Raw genomic sequence first — 18952 nt, forward strand, 5'->3', positions numbered from 1 at the left:
TGGTACCGTCCTTTAGCGCGTTGTCGGCGGGGCGCCCAGATTGCCCGACAGGATCGCCTTGCCGGCATCCTCATACTGCGTGTCACGCGCCTGGATCTGCTGCGCGATCGCATGCATGTCGCGAAATCGGCGCTCGAACGGGTTCTTCGCGAACACCGCGGTCGCTCCAGACATGTGATAGGCGATATCGACCACGGCGGCCGATTGATGGATGGTCCAGGTCGAGGCAATGCGAATCGCGACGCGATGCGCCTCGGTGATGGGGTCGCCGCGCGACAGATCGCGCCAGACCTCGCTCGCCGTCGTGTAGAGATAGGCGCGCGCGGCGCGCAGGGTCGCCTCGGTGCGGCCGATCTGGCCCTGCACGGCATTGTTGTCGCGCATCGCCTTCGTCCCCTGCGGGGTCTTGCCGCGCGCGAGCTCGGTCGCCGCGGCCAGCATGGCGCGGGCGACGCCGAGCGAAGTCGCGGCAAAGCCCATGCTGAACACCATGTTGGTGGAGAGCTTGTAGAGCGGTCCAGCCTCACGCACCGCGGCGGGATCGTCGCGCAGTGCCGAGAATTTCTCCGCTATGAAGAGATTGTCGACCGAATAGGAATCGGTGCCGGTGCCCTTCAGCCCGATCACGTCCCAGACGTCGTGCATCGTGGCCGAAATCATCGGGAACAGAATGGTGCGAACCTCCGGCGATCCGTCGGCCTTTTTGCGCTGAGAGCCGTCGGCCTCGACGACGCGGACATGGGCGCCGAGCCAGCTCGCCTGCCGCGAGCCGGAGGCGAAATCCCAGCGCGCGGTGGCACGATAGCCGCCCGGCTCGGCGCGAACCTCGTGGCCGATGGCGCCCCAGGCCAGGATGCCTGGCGCCGTGTTGAAGATTTCGTTGGCGACATCAGGGTCGAGATAGGCCGCGGTCATGGCGCAGACGCTGCACTGGCCGAGGCACCAGGCCGTCGAGGCATCGGCCTTTGCGATTTCCTCCTGCATCTGCATGAAGGTGTCGAGCGCCACTTCGGCGCCGCCAAAGCTCTTCGGCAGCAACGCGCGATAGAGCCCGTTCTCGACGAGCGCGGAGGTGACGGCCGGCGTCAGCCGCCGCGTCCGTTCGATCTCGTCGGCTTCGCTTGTGATCAGCGGCGCCAGCGCGCGCGCCCGCTCGACGAGGTCGAAACCCTGCGGCCTGTTCATGGGTGTCCTCGGCCCTTTTCGAGTTCTTGTTGTGCGGGTGCGCGATGGTGGCTTATCCGGCCCGAGAGGGCAAGGTGGGATGACACCGTCGCACATCAGCCATGTATCGCTGGTGCGCGACCATTGACAAAGCGTATCGGTCCTCAGGCTGGCGCGCGGCCGAGATCGAGGGAGGGCTGGCGTTTCGAGGGAAAGCTCAACGCCACCGCGACTGCGCCGAGGCCGATCGCGAAGGAACCGGCGTGCAGCCAGGTGTAGCCATGGAACGTATCGAACACGTAGCCGCCGGCCCAGGGTCCCAGCGCCATGCCGAGGCTCGCGAAGGCCGATACCGCGCCGAACACCGTGCCCATGATCCGCGCGCCGAAGAACTCGCGCACCAGCACGGCATAGAGCGGCATCACTCCGCCGTAGGCGAGGCCGAACACGACCGACAGCGCGTAGAATTCGCCGAGCCGCGCCACCGCGAGATAGGTCGCGATCGATAGCGCCTGCACCAGCAGGCCGCCGACCAGCACCGGCTTGGCACCGAGACGATCGGCCAGCGTGCCCAGCAGCAGGCGGCCGCCGAGACCCGAGAAACCGGCGAGGCTGTAGACGGTGACTGCGGTCAAGGGCGCGATGCCGCAAACCATCGCATAGGATACCATGTGGAAGATCGGCCCCGAATGCGCCGCGCAGCAGGCGAAATGCGCCAGGGCCAGGGTGATGAATTGCGGCGTGCGCAGTGCCTGTGCCGCGGTCCATTCCGTCACCGGCGTGTCGGCGGTGTCGGCAGCGGCGGTACTCGTTCCCTGCGGTACGGCGCGCACCAGCAATGACGCAGGGATCAGCAGCGCCCACGCGGCAACACCGATGACGAGCATGGCGGTGCGCCAGTCATAGGCCGTGATGAGCCAGCTTGCGGACGGCGCGACCGTCAGCGGTGATACGCCCATGCCGGCGGACACCAATGACACCGCGAGGCTGCGGTGCCTTTCGATCCAGGCGCTCGCAAGCGCCATCATCGGCGCATAGAAGCTGCCGACGGCAATGCCGATCAGCACGCCGAAGCAAAGCTGGAATTGCCACAGGCTCTGCGCCTGGCTCGCCGCCACCAGCCCTATCCCGAGCAGGAGACTGCCGGCGAGCACCACGATGCGGGTGCCGAACCGGTCGGACAATGCGCCCCAGGCAAACGCCGCAAATCCCATGCAGAGGAAATCCAGTGTCGCCGCGGCCGATATGCCGGCGCGAGACCAGCCCATTGCATCCGAGATCGGCTGCAGGAACACGGCGAGCGACAGCATCGCGCCGAAGCCGACGCAGGTCAGGAGCGCGCCCGCGCCGACGACGACCCAGCCATAATCGAACCGAGCGGCCTTGCTCATGTGTTTCCTCTGCGCTGTTGGTCTTGTTGGGTGCGCTGCCTGATGGTGGTCCATCAGGCGGCAAAGGACAAGATCGCGCAGGCGCATGCCGCTCCCGATTTCGGCGCGCATCAAGGTAAAGTCAAAATGTCGCGGTTGAACGGCTAGCTAGCCACAATTCCAGTGCGGGCCGATCGGCGTCCAGGTCCAGCACGGGCCGTAACTGCCGCCATTGTAGCGGCCGCGATAAAATCCGGGCCGGCCGAAATAATACCAGTCACCGCCATACCAGTATTGCGGCGAATAGTCCGGATAGCCGCGCGCGGCGCCGCGCGGGCCCAAAACCGGAATGGTGGGGTTGGGCGGCTGGCGGTAGCCGGGCAGGAAGCCGTAGCCGTGCCAGTGGGCGGACTGCCGCTTCTTCGTGGCGGCCGAACTCACGTCTGGCTGGAACAACAGGAGAATGACGACGAAGAGGGACAGAATGCGCAACATGATCGCAGCTTAGTCGTCACGCCGCGCAAACGCGATTCAAATCGTGGTGCGCTTTGTTGCTGGGACAAGGATCGCCATCGAGGGCACCGGCGGTGCCGCCTCAGCTATCCACCTTCGTAACGTCGATGAAGGCTCCCCAAGGCGCAACGATCATGTGGATTCCGAAATCGGCTGCGGGAACACGTCGAGTGGCAACATTGAATTGGCGGCGTCGCTGGCTTGAGGCGCGCCGACGCCGACAGCCCTTCCATCCGCAGTTGAACGGAGAGGTCTGGGGCGCGTACCCATCAATCTTCGTCGATGTCCGGTTTGCCCCGATACCTATCGCCTCTGTGCAACCGAAGCAAATGTCGCGATGGGCACAACCCGACTTTAGTGAAAGAACTGCCTGGCCGGCAAAGCGGACGGAGAGGCCAGAGGTGCATTTTGTGCGCAACGGCCACAGTCCTGCTGGGGCGGGCATTTCAAGAAAGAGGCAGCAATGGCTATGCGGCACCGTCCTCAAGCGCGGCTGACCGGCCTAACGCTTGCCGAACCACTCCTCGTGGATCCTCTGGTACGCGTCGTTCTCCCGCAATGCCAGAAGCGCTTCGTTCACGTGCTTACGCAATGGACTGCCGGTCGGAAAAACGATGCCGTAGTCTTCCTTGTGGAATACGTTGCCAACGACCCGCGCTAGTCGCCTGCCGCCATGAGTTGCGTAGTAGAGCAGCGCGGGTGAGTCAAACACAACTGCGTCCACCTGCTGGTTCAACAGGGCATTGTAGAGGTCATCGACCTTCTCAAACTCAAGAACCTGAGCCTTGACCTCATTCAGATAGGCGGTCGCCGTGCTTCCCCGAGTCGTACCGACGCTCTTGCCAACGAGATCCTGCGGGCTGTTGATTGGTCCCCTGATCTGCTGCACTGTCAGCGACGCCGTAAGTTGCGCGGTGTAAAAGGCCACGAACACTACCCCCGTGAACATCCACAGCACTGCCACAATCCGCGCCATCCAGTGCCGAGGCATTTGATCTGCTTGGGTCGCTAGCGTGCCCGCAGCCCAGAACATCGCATGGAAGATTCCCGGAAAATAGTTTGTGCTTGGAATGATTCCGTTGGGATGACGTCGCTCTACCAAAAAAATCAGATGCGCCGGAATTAGGATCAAGAGCAGCGCAATGCCGAGCCAGATCAAGATAGTGCGAGAGAGGAACAGCTGCATCAGCTCGCGCAAGGGATTTGCCTCACTGTCGCCAGCAGTGCCACGCACCAGGATTTGCAAACCCGAATTCAAGATCGGTTGAGAGAAGTCGAACCTGTTCTCGCGCTCGGACGTGATCGAGATGGCTGCAATCCCGAGATCTGCCCGTCCGCTTCCGACGGCGTCAAGCAATTCGCTGACATCGGACACGACAACGTACTCGGTCTCGCGATTCAGTCGCTCGCCGATGCTGTTCCAGAGTTCAATGCTGAAGCCGCTTAGATTCCCGTTCTTCTCAATGACCATGGGAGGCACTATTCGGGTCGCAACCCGGAGCTTAGTGGTCCCACCTTGAGCCATAGACCCAGAGACGAAAATAAAAAGAGCCAAGGCCAGCCCACAGGCTACGCTGGCCGCGAGCGCCCAAAACAGCCGAACGCCCCTTGCGCGAAAATAGACCGCAAGATTGGGACGAGGCATCAGATCGTTTTCCCGGTTTGTCAGCGCGTGCCTGGCAGCAATGATCATCTGGCTCCGGATTGATGGTCGAGTCTAGCACAATACGGAAATGACCGGACTTGATCCGCGCCGAGCCAGCCACCAAAGCGGTGTTCGAGTAACTTATCCCGATGTGCCGCTTGTCGACAAATCTCACGCGGAGCATGCCCAAGTGAAGGTCCGGTTTGGGTCAACTCGCGACTTAGCCGGCCGTTTCCTGCCGACTACTCGATGTCGGCTTCACTCCGAAAGCGACCGGATTCTTGTGCACGCGCGAAATGACGCGAAGGGGCAGAACCGGACTCATGCACTGGGGCCAACGAGAGTACCTCTGGCAAACTTGTCACGTCGTCTTTTGTTCAAGCGCAAGGAGTTCGAGATAGGCTTCCTTGCCCCGCAGCTCGATGCTGCCGAGCGTTCGCCTTAGCTATCGACCTTCAGCGCGGCGATGAAGGCTTCCTGCGGGATGTCGACCTTGCCGAACTGCCGCATCTTCTTCTTGCCTTCCTTCTGCTTCTCCAGAAGCTTCCGCTTGCGCGTGATGTCGCCGCCGTAGCACTTCGCGGTGACGTCCTTGCGCAGGGCGCGGACGGTCTCACGTGCGATCACCTTGCCGCCGATCGCCGCCTGGATCGGGATCTGGAACATGTGCGGCGGGATCAGCTCCTTCATCTTCTCGACCATGGCGCGGCCGCGGCCCTCCGCGCGGGTGCGATGCACCAGCATCGACAGCGCGTCGACCGGCTCGGCGTTGACCAGGATCTGCATCTTGACGAGATCGGCCGGCTTGTAGTCGGTAAGGTGATAGTCGAACGAGGCGTAGCCTTTGGAGACCGACTTCAGGCGGTCGTAGAAGTCGAACACCACCTCGTTGAGCGGCAGGTCATACTTCACCATCGCGCGCGAGCCGACATAGGTCAGCTCTTTCTGCGCGCCGCGGCGGTCCTGGCACAGCTTCAAGACGCTGCCGAGATATTCGTCAGGGGTGAGGATGGTGGCCTCGATCCAGGGCTCGTCGATCTCCGCGATCTTCACCACGTCGGGCATGTCGACGGGATTGTGGATCTCGAGCTCAGTGCCGTCGGTCAGCTTCATCCGGTAGATCACGCTCGGCGCGGTCGCGATCAGGTTGAGGTCGAACTCGCGCGACAGCCGCTCCTGGATGATCTCCAGATGCAGCAGGCCAAGGAAGCCGCAGCGGAAGCCGAAGCCGAGTGCGGCTGATGTTTCCATCTCGAAGGAAAAGCTGGCGTCGTTGAGCCGCAGCTTGCCCATGGCGGCGCGCAGCGTCTCGAAGTCGTTGGCGTCGACCGGGAACAGGCCGCAGAACACCACCGGGATCGCCGGCTTGAAGCCCGGCAACATCTCGCTGACCGGCTTCCTGTCATCGGTGATGGTGTCGCCGACGCGGGTGTCGGCGACTTCCTTGATCGCCGCGGTGATGAAGCCGATCTCGCCGGGGCCGAGTTCGTCGACCTGCTCCATCTTCGGCGTGAAGAAGCCGACGCGCTCGATGTCATAGGCCGCACCGGTACCCATCATGCGGATGCGCTGGCCCTTCTTCATCACGCCGTCGACGACGCGAATGAGCACGACCACGCCGAGATAGACGTCGTACCAGCTGTCGACCAGAAGCGCCTTCAGGGTCGCGTCGCGATCGCCCTTCGGCGGCGGCAGGCGGGTGACGATCGCCTCCAGCACGTCTGATACCCCGAGCCCGGTCTTGGCCGAGATCATCACGGCGTCGGATGCGTCGATACCGATCACGTCCTCGATCTGCTGCTTGACCTTCTCGGGCTCTGCGGCCGGCAAGTCGACCTTGTTGAGGACCGGCACGATTTCGTGATTGTTGTCGAGTGCCTGGTACACATTGGCGAGCGTCTGTGCCTCGACGCCCTGGCTGGCGTCGACCACGAGCAGCGAGCCCTCGCAGGCCGCCAGCGACCGCGAGACCTCGTAGGCGAAGTCGACGTGGCCGGGCGTGTCCATCAGGTTGAAGATGTAGTCCTTGCCGTCCTTGGCGCGGTAGTTGAGGCGCACGGTCTGCGCCTTGATGGTGATGCCGCGCTCGCGCTCGATGTCCATGGAATCGAGCACCTGCTCCTTGCCCGCCATCTCGCGGTCCGACAGCCCGCCCGTCATCTGGATCAGGCGGTCGGCCAGGGTCGATTTGCCATGGTCGATATGGGCGACGATGGAGAAGTTGCGGATGTTGGAAATCGGGGCAGTTGTCATGGGGCGCGGGATAGCATCCGCACCCCCGCGCGGGCAACCAAATTGCGGTATTTTGCAGGGGCATGACGGCGAATCGCCGGAGCAGGCCCATGGGCCTGGCGTGATCGATTTTCGGGCCTGTTTCTGTTAGGTCTGGCGGCCTGAAATCCGGGACCTTTCGATGCGCTGGACCCTTCTCGCCGCCGGATGGCTCGCGCTGATGCCGATGCGTTCCCATGCCGAAACGAGGAGCGAGCAGCTCGACCGCCTCGTCCGTGCCTATCCCGATGCGCTGTCCGGCCACGACGACGACACCATCACCTGGCGCGACGGCACGGTCATGCCGGTCGACGACGGCATTGCCGACAAATCGTTCGATCAAATGCTGCGGAACGCCTCGATCCTCGACCAGATCCGGCTGCCCTATCCCGTCGGTGCGTCTGCTCCGCCGGCCCTGAATGTCGATCCCGGCCGATTCCGCAACGAGGCTTTCTTCAAGAAGATGTATGGCGACTGCAACGCGGGCGAGGTCAAACGCAATCTCGTGACGATCATCTGGCTGCCGCGCTCATGGGGCAAGCCGGTCCAGGTCACGCGGGTCAACGGCGTGGCCGAGCGGCTCAAGCAGGTCTCCGCCGAAATCGATGCGCTCGAACCCGCGGTGCGCGCAGCCGCGTTTCCGATCGCCGGCGTGCTGTCATGCCGTGCGGTCGCCGATACCGGCCGGACCAGCATGCACGGCTATGCGGCTGCCATCGACCTCAACCTGAAATTTTCGGATTACTGGTTATGGGCGGGCAAGAGCAAAGCCAAAACCATTGCCTACAAGAACAGGATGCCGCAGCAGATCGTCGACACCTTCGAACGTCACGGCTTCATCTGGGGCGGCAAGTGGTACCATTACGATACCATGCACTTCGAATACCGTCCGGAACTCTTCGGCAAATGAGTCCGGAAGCGGCCGTCGTTCACGCCAAGCTGATTTCACTCGGTGCAAAAACGCGCTAGGCACGGGACCATGTCGACTGCCTCCTACCTCCCTGCCGCGCGGCGCGCGAAGCACCGGGCGTCCATCCGCCGCCTCGCCGCATGGCTCGCCGCGCGCGCCACCGATCGCAAAACCGGCCTTTGGCTCGTGATCAGCTTCGCGCTTGTCCACGCGGTGCTGTGGACGCTGATCCTGGTCAAGCTCAAGGCCGCGCAGGACGTGCACATGGACGTCGCGGAGGCCTATGCCTGGGGCCAGCGCTTCCTACTCGGCTATGGCAAGCATCCGCCGCTGTCGGGCTGGATCGCCGGCGTCTGGTTCAGGCTGTTTCCGATCACCAACTGGTCGACCTACGCGCTGGCTATGGCGACCCTCAGCTTCGCGCTCGTGGTGTGCTGGTTGATCGCGCTGCGGGTCGTCGACCGGCGCCGCGCGTTCTTCATGGTGGTGATGCTCGCGCTCTACCCGATCTTCAATTTCAAGGGCTTCAAATTCAATGCCGACCTCGCGCAGCTGGTGCCGCTGCCGCTGCTGGTGCTGGCCTATCTGAACGCGTTCGAGAAGCGCAGCGTGAAATCGGGCCTCTGGCTCGGCTTTGCCGCGGCGCTGGCGCTGATGGCCAAATACTGGGTGCTGACGGTGATCGGCGCGATTGGACTTGCCGCGCTGATCCATCCGCAGCGGATGCAGTTTCTGCGCTCGCCCGCGCCGTGGGTCGCGATCGGCACGATGGCCGTGGCGATGATCCCGCATTTGGTCTGGCTCGAGGAAGTGGACTTCCTGCCGCTCACCTATGCCGGCGACGTCTATTCGCTGTCCAACCGCGCGCTCAACGTCGAGCTCGTGATCGGCTATGTCGGGCACAATCTTGCGCTGCTTGCCGTGCCTGTCCTGCTCGGCCTGCTGGCGCTGTCATTGAGCTCGCTCAGATGGCGTCCGGCGCGGATATGGCTGCATGAACCCGATCCGGGCGTCAATCCGCCGCAGGCACTCAACATCTGGCTGATACAATCGATTGTGGCGATCGGGCCGCCGCTCGGCGCGCTGGCGTTCACTGTCTACATCAAGACCGACTGGGGCATCCCGCTGTTCTTCCTGCTGCCGCTGGCGCTGGTCGCGATTCCTTGGCTGCGAATCTCGCGCACGGCGCTGTTGGCGATCACCGTAATCTGGTTCGTGGTCACGGTCGGTATGTTGTTCGCGGCGCCCGCGATCGCCAGGCGTGAGATGACCTCGAGCCACGCCGGCGCGTCGACCTATGCCGCGCGTTCGGAGCTCGCCCGTGAACTGACCGAGACCTGGCAGACCAAATTCCATTCACGATGGGCGGTGGTGGCCGCACGCTCTGACGTCGGCGAACCAATGACGTTCTACAGCCCGGATCATCCGGCGGCGATCGTGCCTGACGAGGCGTGGTCGTCGGGACTGACCTCGCTTGATGAAGCCAAACGCCTCGGCTTCATAGGCATCTGCGACACCGCGGAGCCGGAATACCGCACGCCTTGCGAGACCTGGATGGCTGAGCATGCGAAGGGCGCGGAGCAGCTGGTGATGACCACGCAACGCTTCTTCGGTGGCCATCCCGGCCCGTCGACCGTCTGGAAAGTCTATCTGGTGCCGCCAGCGAAGTGATGCCTCCCCGCAAAGCGGGGCGAGGTAGCGCACCGCACGCGCGGCGCCTATGTGCCTTCCTCGTTGAACTTGCTGGCGACGAGCTCGGCGATGCCCTCGAGTGCGGCTTCGGCCTCGGGACCTTTTGCGGAGACCACGATTGTGGTCCCGGGGGCGGCCGCAAGCATCATCAGGCCCATGATCGAGGTGCCGCCGACGGTCTCGCCGCCGCGCGTGACCCAGACCTCGGCGTTGAAACGCTCGACCATCTGCACGAACTTTGCCGAGGCCCGCGCATGCAGGCCACGCTTGTTGATGATCAAGAGTTCGCGGGAGATTGCGTCTGCAGGCACGCCCGGGCCCGCCTGATTCGCGCCCGGTGCCTCGTCGCTCATTTGCCGGCGAGAACGCGGCTGGCGATGGTGACGTATTTGCGGCCGGCTTCCTGGGCCATCGCGATCGCGTCGGGCAACGAGCGCTCCTCGCGAACCTTGGCAAGCTTGACCAGCATGGGGAGATTGATGCCTGCGAGCACTTCCACCTTCGGGCGGCTCATGCAGGAGATCGCAAGGTTGGACGGCGTACCCCCGAACATGTCGGTGAGGATGGCGACGCCGTCGCCGCTGTCGACGCGATTCACCGCTTCGATGATGTCGCTTCGACAGAGATCGGAATCGTCCTCGGCTCCGATCGTAATTGCTTCAATTTGCTTCTGCGGACCCATTACGTGTTCGAGCGCCGCCCTGAACTCGTCGGCAAGGCGCCCATGGGTCACCAGCACTAGACCAATCATTGGAAACTCCTCGCGGGCGCCCTTTGGTGCACCGCACGAACGCGCCACTTTGACCATCCAGAGCCCCCGCGCAAGGGGGCTTCTTGGCTAGTCTCCCTGTTCCTGGCGGTAGAGATGGGAGGCTGCGCCGATCAAATCGGACGCGATTGTGGATGTGATATGGTTACCAATTCCCTTCCCACAATCGGCCGCAAGGTTACGGGAACATGAACTTTCGGTTGTCGTTAGCGCGGCGACAACCAGTGGCAGGGGTAGGAAACTAGCCGAGACGGGGATTCGCGGTAATTCAACACCGTTGATGCTCGTTTTAAGAGCATCCGGCGGCGGCACCCGCTCCGCGTCGTCAGCGGCGAGGTCGACGACAAGGCCGACCACAGCCTCGGCGACGAAGTCGCAGCGGCGGATTCCGAGGCCCCGGATCTCGATCAGGCCGGCCAATTCCGACGTTGGGCGTACCCACAATTGTTCGCCGGCTGTGTCGAGATAGACACGGTCGTCACCCACCAAAATGGCCGGGGGAAGCTGCCCGGTGCGGCCGGCGAGGATCAGATCGAATGCCAGGCGCGATTTGCCGGTGCCCGATGGCCCCCGGATCAGCACAGCGCGCTTGCCGACCAGAACGGCCGTCGCGTGCACGCTGGTCTTGCGGCTCATTGTGCCGGCAACCTGACGACGAAGCGCGCGCCGGCCATCGTGAGCTGGCCGTCTTCATCGACCGGGCCGAGGCGGTTCTCCGCCCAGATGCGTCCGCCATGCGCCTCGATGATCTGCTTGGAGATCGACAGGCCAAGCCCGGAGTTCTGGCCAAAGCCCTGGTGCGGGCGGTCGGTGTAGAAGCGCTCGAAGATCCGCTCCAGCGCATCCGGGCCGATGCCGGGTCCGTCGTCGTCGACGATGATCTCGACCTCGCCGCGAACTCGGCGACAGACGATCCGCACTTTCTGGCCGGGCTTGGAGAACGACTGTGCGTTCGACAACAGGTTCGAAATCACCTGGCCGAGCCGCGAGTCATGGCCGGGCACCGAGAACGTGTCGATTGCGCCGCGGCCCTCGAAGCGCGCCTCGACGGCGACGTCGTGGCCGAGCCGCGTCTCGTTGGCAACTCCGGTCAATGTCGTCAGCAGCCGGCGCAGATCGACCGGCGCCATGTCCTGCCGCTGCAATTCGGCATCGAGCCGGCTGGCGTCCGAGATGTCGGAGATCAGCCGGTCGAGCCGCTTGACGTCGTGCTCGATCACGGCGAGCAGCCGTGCACGGCTGTTGTCGTTGCGCGCCAGCGGCAGCGTCTCGACTGCAGAGCGCAGCGAGGTCAGCGGGTTCTTGAGCTCGTGCGCGACGTCGGCGGCGAACATCTCGATCGCCTCGATGCGGCTGTAGAGCGCGTTGGTCATGTCGCGCAGCGCGCCGGAAAGATGGCCGATCTCGTCGCGGCGCCCGGTGAAGTCGGGGATCTCGACGCGGGTCTGGATGCGGCGGCGGATGCGTTCGGCGCCGTCGGCGAGCCGCCGCACGGGACCTGCGATCGTGCTCGCGAGCAGCAGCGACAGCATGATCATGACGGCGGAGGCGACCCCGCCGATCTTCAGGATCGCGAGCCGTTCGGACATCACCATCTGGTCGATGTCGTCGCCCTGCGTGGTCAGCATCAGCGCGCCGCGCACCGCACGGAAATGCTGCACGGGGACGGCGACCGACACCACCACCGCGCCGCGCTCGGTGACGCGCACCATGCTGCTGTTGACGCCCTCGAGCGACTGCGCCACTTCGGGATAGCCTTTGCCGCCCTCCGGGCCGAGCTCGCTGTAGATCGGCAGGTCACCGCGGTTGAACCAGGTCTTGATGGCGGTCTTGGTCTTCTCATACAGCGACGGCTTTTCAGACGGCGGCGGCAGTTCGAAGCGCAGCACGTCACCGCGGGCGAACAAATTGCGGCTGTCGAGTATCAGCCCGCCGTCGCGATCGAAGATGCGTGCCCGGGTCTTGGTCGGCGCGATCAGGCGGCGCAGGATCGGCGCGACGCGCTCCGGGTTGATCGGGAAATCGGCCGATTCGTCAGGCTGGCCAAAGCTCTCGCCGGGCTTCAGGTCGAGCAGCCGATCCGGATCGATGGTAACGGTGTTGCCCTCGACGGTGGCGGAGGCCGCGATCGCCTCCGAGATGATCTCGGCATAGACCATCAGGCTCTGCGTGCGCGCCTCGATCAGGCCGGCGCGGAATTGCGAGAGATAGAGGATGCTCGCGACCAGCGCGACGAGGCCGGCGAGGTTGAGCGAGACGATGCGGCGGGTCAGGCTCGAGAACGACAGTGCGAAGAAGAACTGGCCGGCGCGGCGCAGCCAGCCGAGCGGGCGCCGCCAGCCCTTGTCCGGCGATTCGTCGATGACAAGGTCCTGATCGATGGACTGCGTGTCCTCGCTGTTCAGGCCCTGCTCAGGCAGCGTTCGATCAAGCACAGGCAAAACTGCCGGTTGGTTGGATGTCGTCCCGCGATGCAATCAATCGCCCGCGCCAGTCTACCTCACTCGCGCGGGCCGTGTCAGTCAACAAGCTGTTGTGGAAGCGCAGATCAGGCTTCCTTGAAGCGATAGCCGACGCCGTACAGCGTCTCGATCATCTCGAATTCATCGTCGACCACCTTGAACTTCTTGCGCAGCCGCTTGATGTGGCTGTCGATGGTGCGGTCATCGACATAGACCTGGTCGTCATAGGCCGCATCCATCAGCGCATTGCGGCTCTTCACCACACCGGGGCGGGTGGCGAGCGCTTGCAGGATCAGGAACTCGGTCACGGTCAACGTCACCGGCTCGTTCTTCCAGGTGCAGGTGTGGCGTTCCGGATCCATCCGCAGCAGGCCACGATCGAGCGCGCGCGCATCGGGCTCCTTCGGCGGCGCGGTCGGGTCCTTCGGCTGGCCGCGGCGGAGCACGGCCTTGACGCGCTCGACCAGCAGGCGTTGCGAGAACGGCTTGCGGATGAAATCGTCGGCGCCCATCTTGAGGCCGAACAATTCGTCGATCTCTTCATCCTTGGAGGTAAGGAAGATCACCGGAAGGTCGGACTTCTGTCGCAGCCGGCGCAACGTCTCCATGCCGTCCATGCGCGGCATCTTGATGTCGAGGATCGCAAGGTCGGGCGGCGAGGTCCGGAAACCATCCAGCGCCGACGCACCGTCCGTATAGGTCATGATGCGATAGCCTTCGGCTTCCAGCGCGATCGAGACGGAAGTGAGAATGTTGCGGTCGTCGTCGACCAGAGCGATTGTGGGCATGTGCTGCTTTCACAATGAGAGTGGCTTAACGGCGGGCAATCCAGCGACGCGCCGCATAAATGGGCTTCCAACGCGGTCAACGAGCAGTGCAAGCTGGGCTGAAGTGTGACCGAGTTCCGCAAAAACGCTTCTGCGGCCCATGCGTTTGACCCCATATAGCACCCTGACACCGTGAGAAAAGGCCCTTTTTGCAGCAAAAAAGAGCCCATTCTGCAACAGGATGACGTGACAGACCGATGCAACCGACCGCCGACTTCGACCCCGCCCGCCTTGCCCGCTCGCTGCTGCGCCGCAGCCGCCAGGGGGCGCTTGCCACGCTGATGCCCGGTAGCGGCGACCCCTATTGCTCGCTGGTCAATCTGGCCAGCCACCCCGACGGCTCGCCGATTCTTCTGATTTCACGGCTGGCGCTGCATACGAAGAACATCCTGGCCGACGGCCGGGTGTCGCTGATGCTCGACGAGCGCGCCGCGGGCGACCCGCTGGAGGGCGCCCGCGTCATGCTGGCTGGACATGCCGGGGTGGCAGCTGACGGCGAGACCGAACTTGTCCGCAGGCGCTATCTTGCGGCCCATCCGTCGGCGGAAGCCTTTGTGGCGTTTAAGGATTTTTCGTTTTTCAGGATTAGGCCGACCGGCGCCCACCTGGTGGCCGGATTTGGTCGCATTGTCGATCTCCGGCCGGAGCAGTTCCTGACCGACCTTGGCGCGGCCTCTGATCTGCTGGAGGCTGAGCCGGGGGCGGTGACCCACATGAACGAGGACCACCGCGAGGCGATGAATCTCTACGCCACGCGCCTGCTCGGCGCGGAGAGCGCGGACTGGACCTGCATTGGCTGCGACCCCGAGGGTATGGATATGCAGGCCGATCGCAGGACACTGCGGCTCGATTTCCCCGAGAAGGTCACCGACGGCAGCGGGCTGCGCAGGATGCTTGTCCGCCTCGCTGGCGAAGCGCGCGGCAAGGGTTGACGCGGTTCGGCCGGCATCACGTCGAACATTACGCGATGCGCGATCGCCGATTCGCAGAGACCTTTCGAGGCATACGCTTTGACGTTGATAGCGCAATCATCATGGTGTCGCGGAACCTTCGCGGGGCCTGCGCATTGCGAGACGATCATCGCGTTCGACGATGCAGCTGGAAGTTCAATGTCGACCCGGTAGCGCTATCAGCATGCAACACGATAGCCGAAGCCAAGCCTTGCGACGAAGCGTTGACCGATCTTGCGCAACGCGTCTTCCATTCGCGCGTGCGGGCGCTTTCCGCGTCGCTTGCACCGACACGCTCGGACGATACAGCACGAAATGCATGGCCGCCATTCTCGTTACCTTCGGCGCTGCGCAGCGACTACCCAAGGTGGCACCGTTTGTGCATCGCAAATGCCGTAGTTTCCCGGAAAACAACGGCGGAAGTCGCGTAACTCGCGGGGAAACGACAGGAAAGCGAAAGCAAAACGAAATACCATCGCACTGCGGCGAGCATTTGCGTCCGATGACGTGCCTGCCTTGGAATAAACCAAAACCCGGTCGACTAGCTTGGCAAGCCCGGTGTTCCTCACTATTAGGTCGCCGGACTGGGGCCGGAAGGCTATATTCACAAGACGGTCACCGCGGCATGGCGCGTTTTGAGAGATTCGCGCGAACAAGGATACGCGGGTTCGAGGAGGTTCTTCGTGCAAGAAATGGGCGTGCATAACGGTGCCTTCGGCGCCGACAAATTCGGCTTAAAAAATCTCAAGGGCGTTCACTGGAACTATGGTGCGCCACAGCTCTATGAGCACTCGCTGCGCAACGGAGAAGCAGTGCTCTCGGCCGACGGAGCGCTCTGCGCGGATACCGGTGAATTCACCGGCCGCAGCCCGAAGGACAAGTTCACGGTCCGCGACGCCCTGACCGACAGGTCGATGTGGTGGGCCGGCAACCAGTCGATCACATCAGAGCAGTTCGCAACGCTCCATGCCGATTTCCTCAAGCATGCCGAAGGGATGACGCTGTTCGCGCAGGATCTCTACGGCGGCGCCGATCCGACCCACCGCATCAAGACGCGCGTCTTCACCGAACTCGCGTGGCATTCGCTGTTCATCCGCACGCTCTTGATCCGCCCCGAGGCATCGGAACTCGCGGACTTCGTTCCAGAGCTCACCATCATCGACCTGCCGAGCTTCCGCGCCGATCCGAAACGTCACGGCTGCAAGTCGGAGAACGTCGTCGCCATCGATTTCGCCCGCAAGATCGTCCTGATCGGCGGGTCTTATTATGCCGGCGAAATGAAGAAGAGCGTGTTCACGACGCTGAATTTCTATCTGCCCGAGAAGGGCGTGATGCCGATGCATTGCTCGGCCAATGTCGGTCCCGACGGCGACACCGCGATCTTCTTCGGCCTGTCCGGCACCGGCAAGACCACGCTCTCGGCCGATCCCAAGCGCACGCTGATCGGCGACGACGAGCACGGCTGGAGCGAAGACGGCGTGTTCAATTTCGAAGGCGGCTGCTACGCCAAGTGCATCAAGCTGTCCGGCGAGGCCGAACCCGAGATCTACGCGGCCAGCAAACGCTTCGGTGCGGTGCTGGAAAACGTCGTGCTCAACGAACGCACCCGCGTTCCCGATTTCGACGACGGCTCGAAGACCGAGAACACCCGTTCGGCGTACCCGCTCGATTTCATCCCGAACGCCTCGCGCACCGGCTGCGCGCCGCATCCCAAGAACGTCGTGATGCTCGCTGCCGACGCTTTCGGCGTGATGCCGCCGATCGCCAAGCTGACGCCGGCGCAGGCGATGTATCACTTCCTGTCCGGCTACACCGCGAAGGTCGCAGGCACCGAGCGTGGCCTCGGTAACGAGCCGCAGCCGGAATTCTCGACCTGCTTCGGCTCACCATTTCTGCCGCGCGATCCCTCGATCTACGGCAATCTGCTGCGCGAGCTGATCGCCAAGCACAATGTCGATTGCTGGCTGGTCAACACCGGTTGGACCGGCGGCAAGTACGGCACCGGCCGTCGCATGCCGATCAGGGTGACGCGGGCACTGCTAACCGCAGCCCTCAACGGCAGCTTGCGCAACGCCGATTTCCGCACCGACAAGTATTTCGGCTTCGCGGTGCCGACCTCGCTGCCGGGCGTCGAGCCGCACATCCTCGATCCGATCAAGACCTGGGCTGACAAGGCCGAGTTCGACAAGACCGCGCGTGCGCTGGTCGGCATGTTCCAGAAGAACTTTGCCAAGTTCGAAGCGCAGGTCGACGCCGAAGTCCGTGCCGCCGCCCCCGAAGTGAAGCTCGCCGCGGAGTAGGCCGCACGAATCTCGCAATGAAGAGGCGGCCTTCGAGGCCGCCTTTTTGTTGCCGGAGAGAAGCGAATAGCGAGTTGCGAATAGCGAACGGACCTCCGCCCTTTCGCTATTCCCCGTTCGCGCTACTCACCCATCTCGGGCAGCACCGCGTTGGTGGGCGTCTGGCGGTCGGTGATTTGCAGGCCGAACAGGCTGCCGATCAGTTCGACCGCGACGCGCGCGGTGCGGCCGCGCTCGTCGAGAAAGGGATTGAGCTCGACGATATCGAGCGAGCGCACCAGCCCGGAATCGTGCAGCAACTCCATGATCAGATGCGCCTCGCGATAGGTGGCTCCGCCCGGCACCGTGGTGCCGACGCCGGGCGCCACCGATGGATCGAGGAAGTCGACGTCGAACGAGACATGCAGCACGCCGTTCTTCGCCCGCACGCGGTCGATCACGCGGCGGGTCAGCACGGCGACGCCGAACTCGTCGATCTGGCGCATGTCTGCTATCGAGACGTTGCGCTGCTTCAGCAGTTTGCGCTCCAGCGGATCGATCGAGCGCGCGCCGATCACATCGAGCTGGTCGGGCGGGATCGTGGCGCGCGGCAGCCCGCCCAGCAAATCGTCGAGCCCGTCCTCGCCGCACAGGAACGCCGCCGACATGCCATGCATGTTGCCGGTGATCGTGGTGGCCGGCGTGTTGTAGTCGGTATGCGCATCGACCCACAGCGCAAACAGCGGCCGGCCCTTCTCCTGCCAGTAGCGCGCGACGCCATTGATCGAGCCCATCGACAGTGAGTGGTCGCCGCCCATGAAGATCGGAATCGCGCCTGAATGTGCCAGCCAGTAGGCGCGTTCCGACAATGCGCGGGTCCAGGTCTTCACCTCGTCATAGAACTTGGTGTTTGCCGGCACCGGGCCGTCGTTGACGACGGCCGGGATCGCAAGGTTGCCGTGGTCGTCAACCTGGAAGCCGAGCTGCTCGAGCAGGCGGGCGATTCCCGCGGTGCGCAGCGCGTCCGGTCCCATCAGCGGGCCGGCCTGCGACGCGCCGATCTCGATGGGAACACCAAGCAGGGCGATGCGCTGATGTTTTGACGTGTCGGCTTCGGACATGCGGCAGGTCTCCCACCTTGAGCTTGACGCGTTTTCTTCACGCGAACCGGCATCCACTTCGCTCGAAAACGCTCTCGCTCGAAACGCTCTACGCCTTGAAATAGGCGATTTGCGTGGTAGTGGCGAGCAGGCGGCCCGACGGCGACCACAATTCACCGTGCTGGTCGCCGTAACTCTTGTGGAAAATCCTGGCGTCGGCCACCGCGAGCAAGCGGGTGATGTCCTCGGCGTCGAGGTCGGCGGCATCGACATGGAAATAGGTCGTCAGCGACACCGTGCCGAACGGAACCAGCTCATGCCGGGCATGGAACACCCGACCGAAGAACGCATCCGACATCGACATCAGCGACAACGCGTCGACCTTGCGCGGCATGCGGTCGGCGATCCAGAGCCTTGAATAGGCGCTCGATGGTTCCTTCGCCGCGCCGCCACCGAGCTTCGGTTCGCCCTCGGCGAAACGGAAGTCGTACTGGTTGGCCCAGGTCATCGCGAGTTTTGGATAGGGCCGAAGCTGCTCGAAAGGCGTCGCGCCGGGAAAGGCGGCCGGCTGGTGCGACCATGACGGCCGGCGCTCGGCGAACACAGCGGTCGCAAGCGTCGCGACGTCACCCGCGCCTTGCGTCATCTCGACCGACCAGTGCTGGCTCGAGCGGTTGGCCTTCACCAGGCGGACGTCGAGATCGAAAACGCCTTCAGCAACTGGCGCGCAATAATTGACGGTCAGTGCCAGCGGATCGCCCGCGCGCTGCGGATGCTGCATCAACGCCCGCAGGATCGTCGCCGCCGTGCAGCCGCCGAACGGACCGACGAACGCCCAGTAGTCCGGGCTGGTCCGCCCCTGCCAGCGGCTGTCGCCGGCAGTGACCGCGGTTGCTTCATCGAAAAGGTGCGGGGTCTTGGTGAGCATGAAAATCCTTGGTTCAAGAACTCGCGCTGCCGTCATTGCGAGGAGCGCCGACGAACCAAACCATCGCTGCGC

General features: G+C 63.7%; 16 protein-coding genes. 4 read left to right on the top strand and 12 right to left on the bottom strand.

The genetic code is table 11. The features are described from left to right. Positions 1-12 precede the first annotated feature (12 nt). From JQ586_RS09465 to lepA, 5 genes are all read right to left on the bottom strand, one after another. Complete coding sequence (locus tag JQ586_RS09465) at positions 13-1185, bottom strand: acyl-CoA dehydrogenase family protein (RefSeq protein WP_212394258.1); 1173 nt, start codon at positions 1183-1185, stop codon at positions 13-15. A 143-nt stretch (positions 1186-1328) separates the two neighbouring features. Then, positions 1329-2555 carry an MFS transporter gene (locus JQ586_RS09470; protein ID WP_212394259.1) on the bottom strand — a complete coding sequence of 409 codons (1227 nt, stop codon included), beginning with the start codon at positions 2553-2555 and terminating at the stop codon, positions 1329-1331. A 147-nt stretch (positions 2556-2702) separates the two neighbouring features. After that, the gene (locus tag JQ586_RS09475) at positions 2703-3029 is read right to left on the bottom strand and encodes a hypothetical protein (protein ID WP_212394260.1); all 327 of its coding nucleotides are present in this window, start codon (positions 3027-3029) and stop codon (positions 2703-2705) included. Between the two features lie 520 nt (positions 3030-3549). Further along, positions 3550-4740, bottom strand: a complete 1191-nt coding sequence (locus JQ586_RS09480; protein WP_212394261.1) for a transporter substrate-binding domain-containing protein — start codon at positions 4738-4740, stop codon at positions 3550-3552. Between the two features lie 393 nt (positions 4741-5133). Then, positions 5134-6945, bottom strand: a complete 1812-nt coding sequence (lepA, locus tag JQ586_RS09485; protein WP_212394262.1) for a translation elongation factor 4 — start codon at positions 6943-6945, stop codon at positions 5134-5136. Positions 6946-7105: 160 nt separating this feature from the next. Between lepA and JQ586_RS09490 the strand changes: the two genes are divergently transcribed. Both JQ586_RS09490 and JQ586_RS09495 read left to right on the top strand, forming a co-directional pair. Then, positions 7106-7873 (top strand): M15 family metallopeptidase, encoded by a 768-nt coding sequence (locus JQ586_RS09490; protein ID WP_212394263.1) that lies wholly within the window; start codon positions 7106-7108, stop codon positions 7871-7873. A 69-nt stretch (positions 7874-7942) separates the two neighbouring features. Then, positions 7943-9544: a glycosyltransferase family 39 protein gene (locus tag JQ586_RS09495; RefSeq protein ID WP_212394264.1), complete on the top strand. Its 1602-nt coding sequence runs from the start codon at positions 7943-7945 to the stop codon at positions 9542-9544. A 47-nt stretch (positions 9545-9591) separates the two neighbouring features. Here the strand turns inward: JQ586_RS09495 and JQ586_RS09500 are convergent, their stop codons facing one another. The 5 genes from JQ586_RS09500 to JQ586_RS09520 form a co-directional block, all read right to left on the bottom strand. Continuing rightward, complete coding sequence (locus JQ586_RS09500) at positions 9592-9918, bottom strand: HPr family phosphocarrier protein (protein WP_212394265.1); 327 nt, start codon at positions 9916-9918, stop codon at positions 9592-9594. Continuing rightward, positions 9915-10316 (bottom strand): PTS sugar transporter subunit IIA, encoded by a 402-nt coding sequence (locus JQ586_RS09505; RefSeq protein ID WP_021076632.1) that lies wholly within the window; start codon positions 10314-10316, stop codon positions 9915-9917. Before JQ586_RS09505 ends, JQ586_RS09500 begins: the two co-directional genes overlap by 4 nt. 87 nt (positions 10317-10403) lie before the next feature. Next, positions 10404-10970 (bottom strand): HPr kinase/phosphorylase, encoded by a 567-nt coding sequence (locus JQ586_RS09510; RefSeq protein WP_212394266.1) that lies wholly within the window; start codon positions 10968-10970, stop codon positions 10404-10406. Next, on the bottom strand, positions 10967-12769 hold the full coding sequence (locus JQ586_RS09515; protein ID WP_212394267.1) for a sensor histidine kinase: 1803 nt from the start codon (positions 12767-12769) through the stop codon (positions 10967-10969). The genes JQ586_RS09510 and JQ586_RS09515 overlap by 4 nt, the downstream gene beginning before the upstream one ends. 113 nt (positions 12770-12882) lie before the next feature. Then, positions 12883-13584, bottom strand: a complete 702-nt coding sequence (locus JQ586_RS09520) for a response regulator transcription factor (RefSeq protein ID WP_139479670.1) — start codon at positions 13582-13584, stop codon at positions 12883-12885. A gap of 236 nt (positions 13585-13820) precedes the next feature. Between JQ586_RS09520 and JQ586_RS09525 the strand changes: the two genes are divergently transcribed. Together JQ586_RS09525 and JQ586_RS09530 are read left to right on the top strand one after the other, a co-directional pair. Further along, on the top strand, positions 13821-14555 hold the full coding sequence (locus JQ586_RS09525) for a HugZ family protein (RefSeq protein WP_212394268.1): 735 nt from the start codon (positions 13821-13823) through the stop codon (positions 14553-14555). Positions 14556-15256: 701 nt separating this feature from the next. Further along, entirely contained in the window at positions 15257-16873 is a 1617-nt protein-coding gene (locus JQ586_RS09530) for a phosphoenolpyruvate carboxykinase (protein ID WP_212394269.1), read from the top strand. 122 nt (positions 16874-16995) lie between these two features. Here JQ586_RS09530 and rocF read toward each other — a convergent pair whose 3' ends face one another. After that, positions 16996-17973, bottom strand: a complete 978-nt coding sequence (rocF, locus tag JQ586_RS09535; protein WP_212394270.1) for an arginase — start codon at positions 17971-17973, stop codon at positions 16996-16998. Positions 17974-18061: 88 nt separating this feature from the next. Next, complete coding sequence (locus JQ586_RS09540) at positions 18062-18880, bottom strand: acyl-CoA thioesterase II (protein ID WP_212394271.1); 819 nt, start codon at positions 18878-18880, stop codon at positions 18062-18064. Between the last annotated feature and the right edge of the window lie 72 nt (positions 18881-18952).

This window comes from Bradyrhizobium jicamae, from assembly GCF_018130215.1.
GTDB classification, from domain to species: domain Bacteria; phylum Pseudomonadota; class Alphaproteobacteria; order Rhizobiales; family Xanthobacteraceae; genus Bradyrhizobium; species Bradyrhizobium jicamae_A.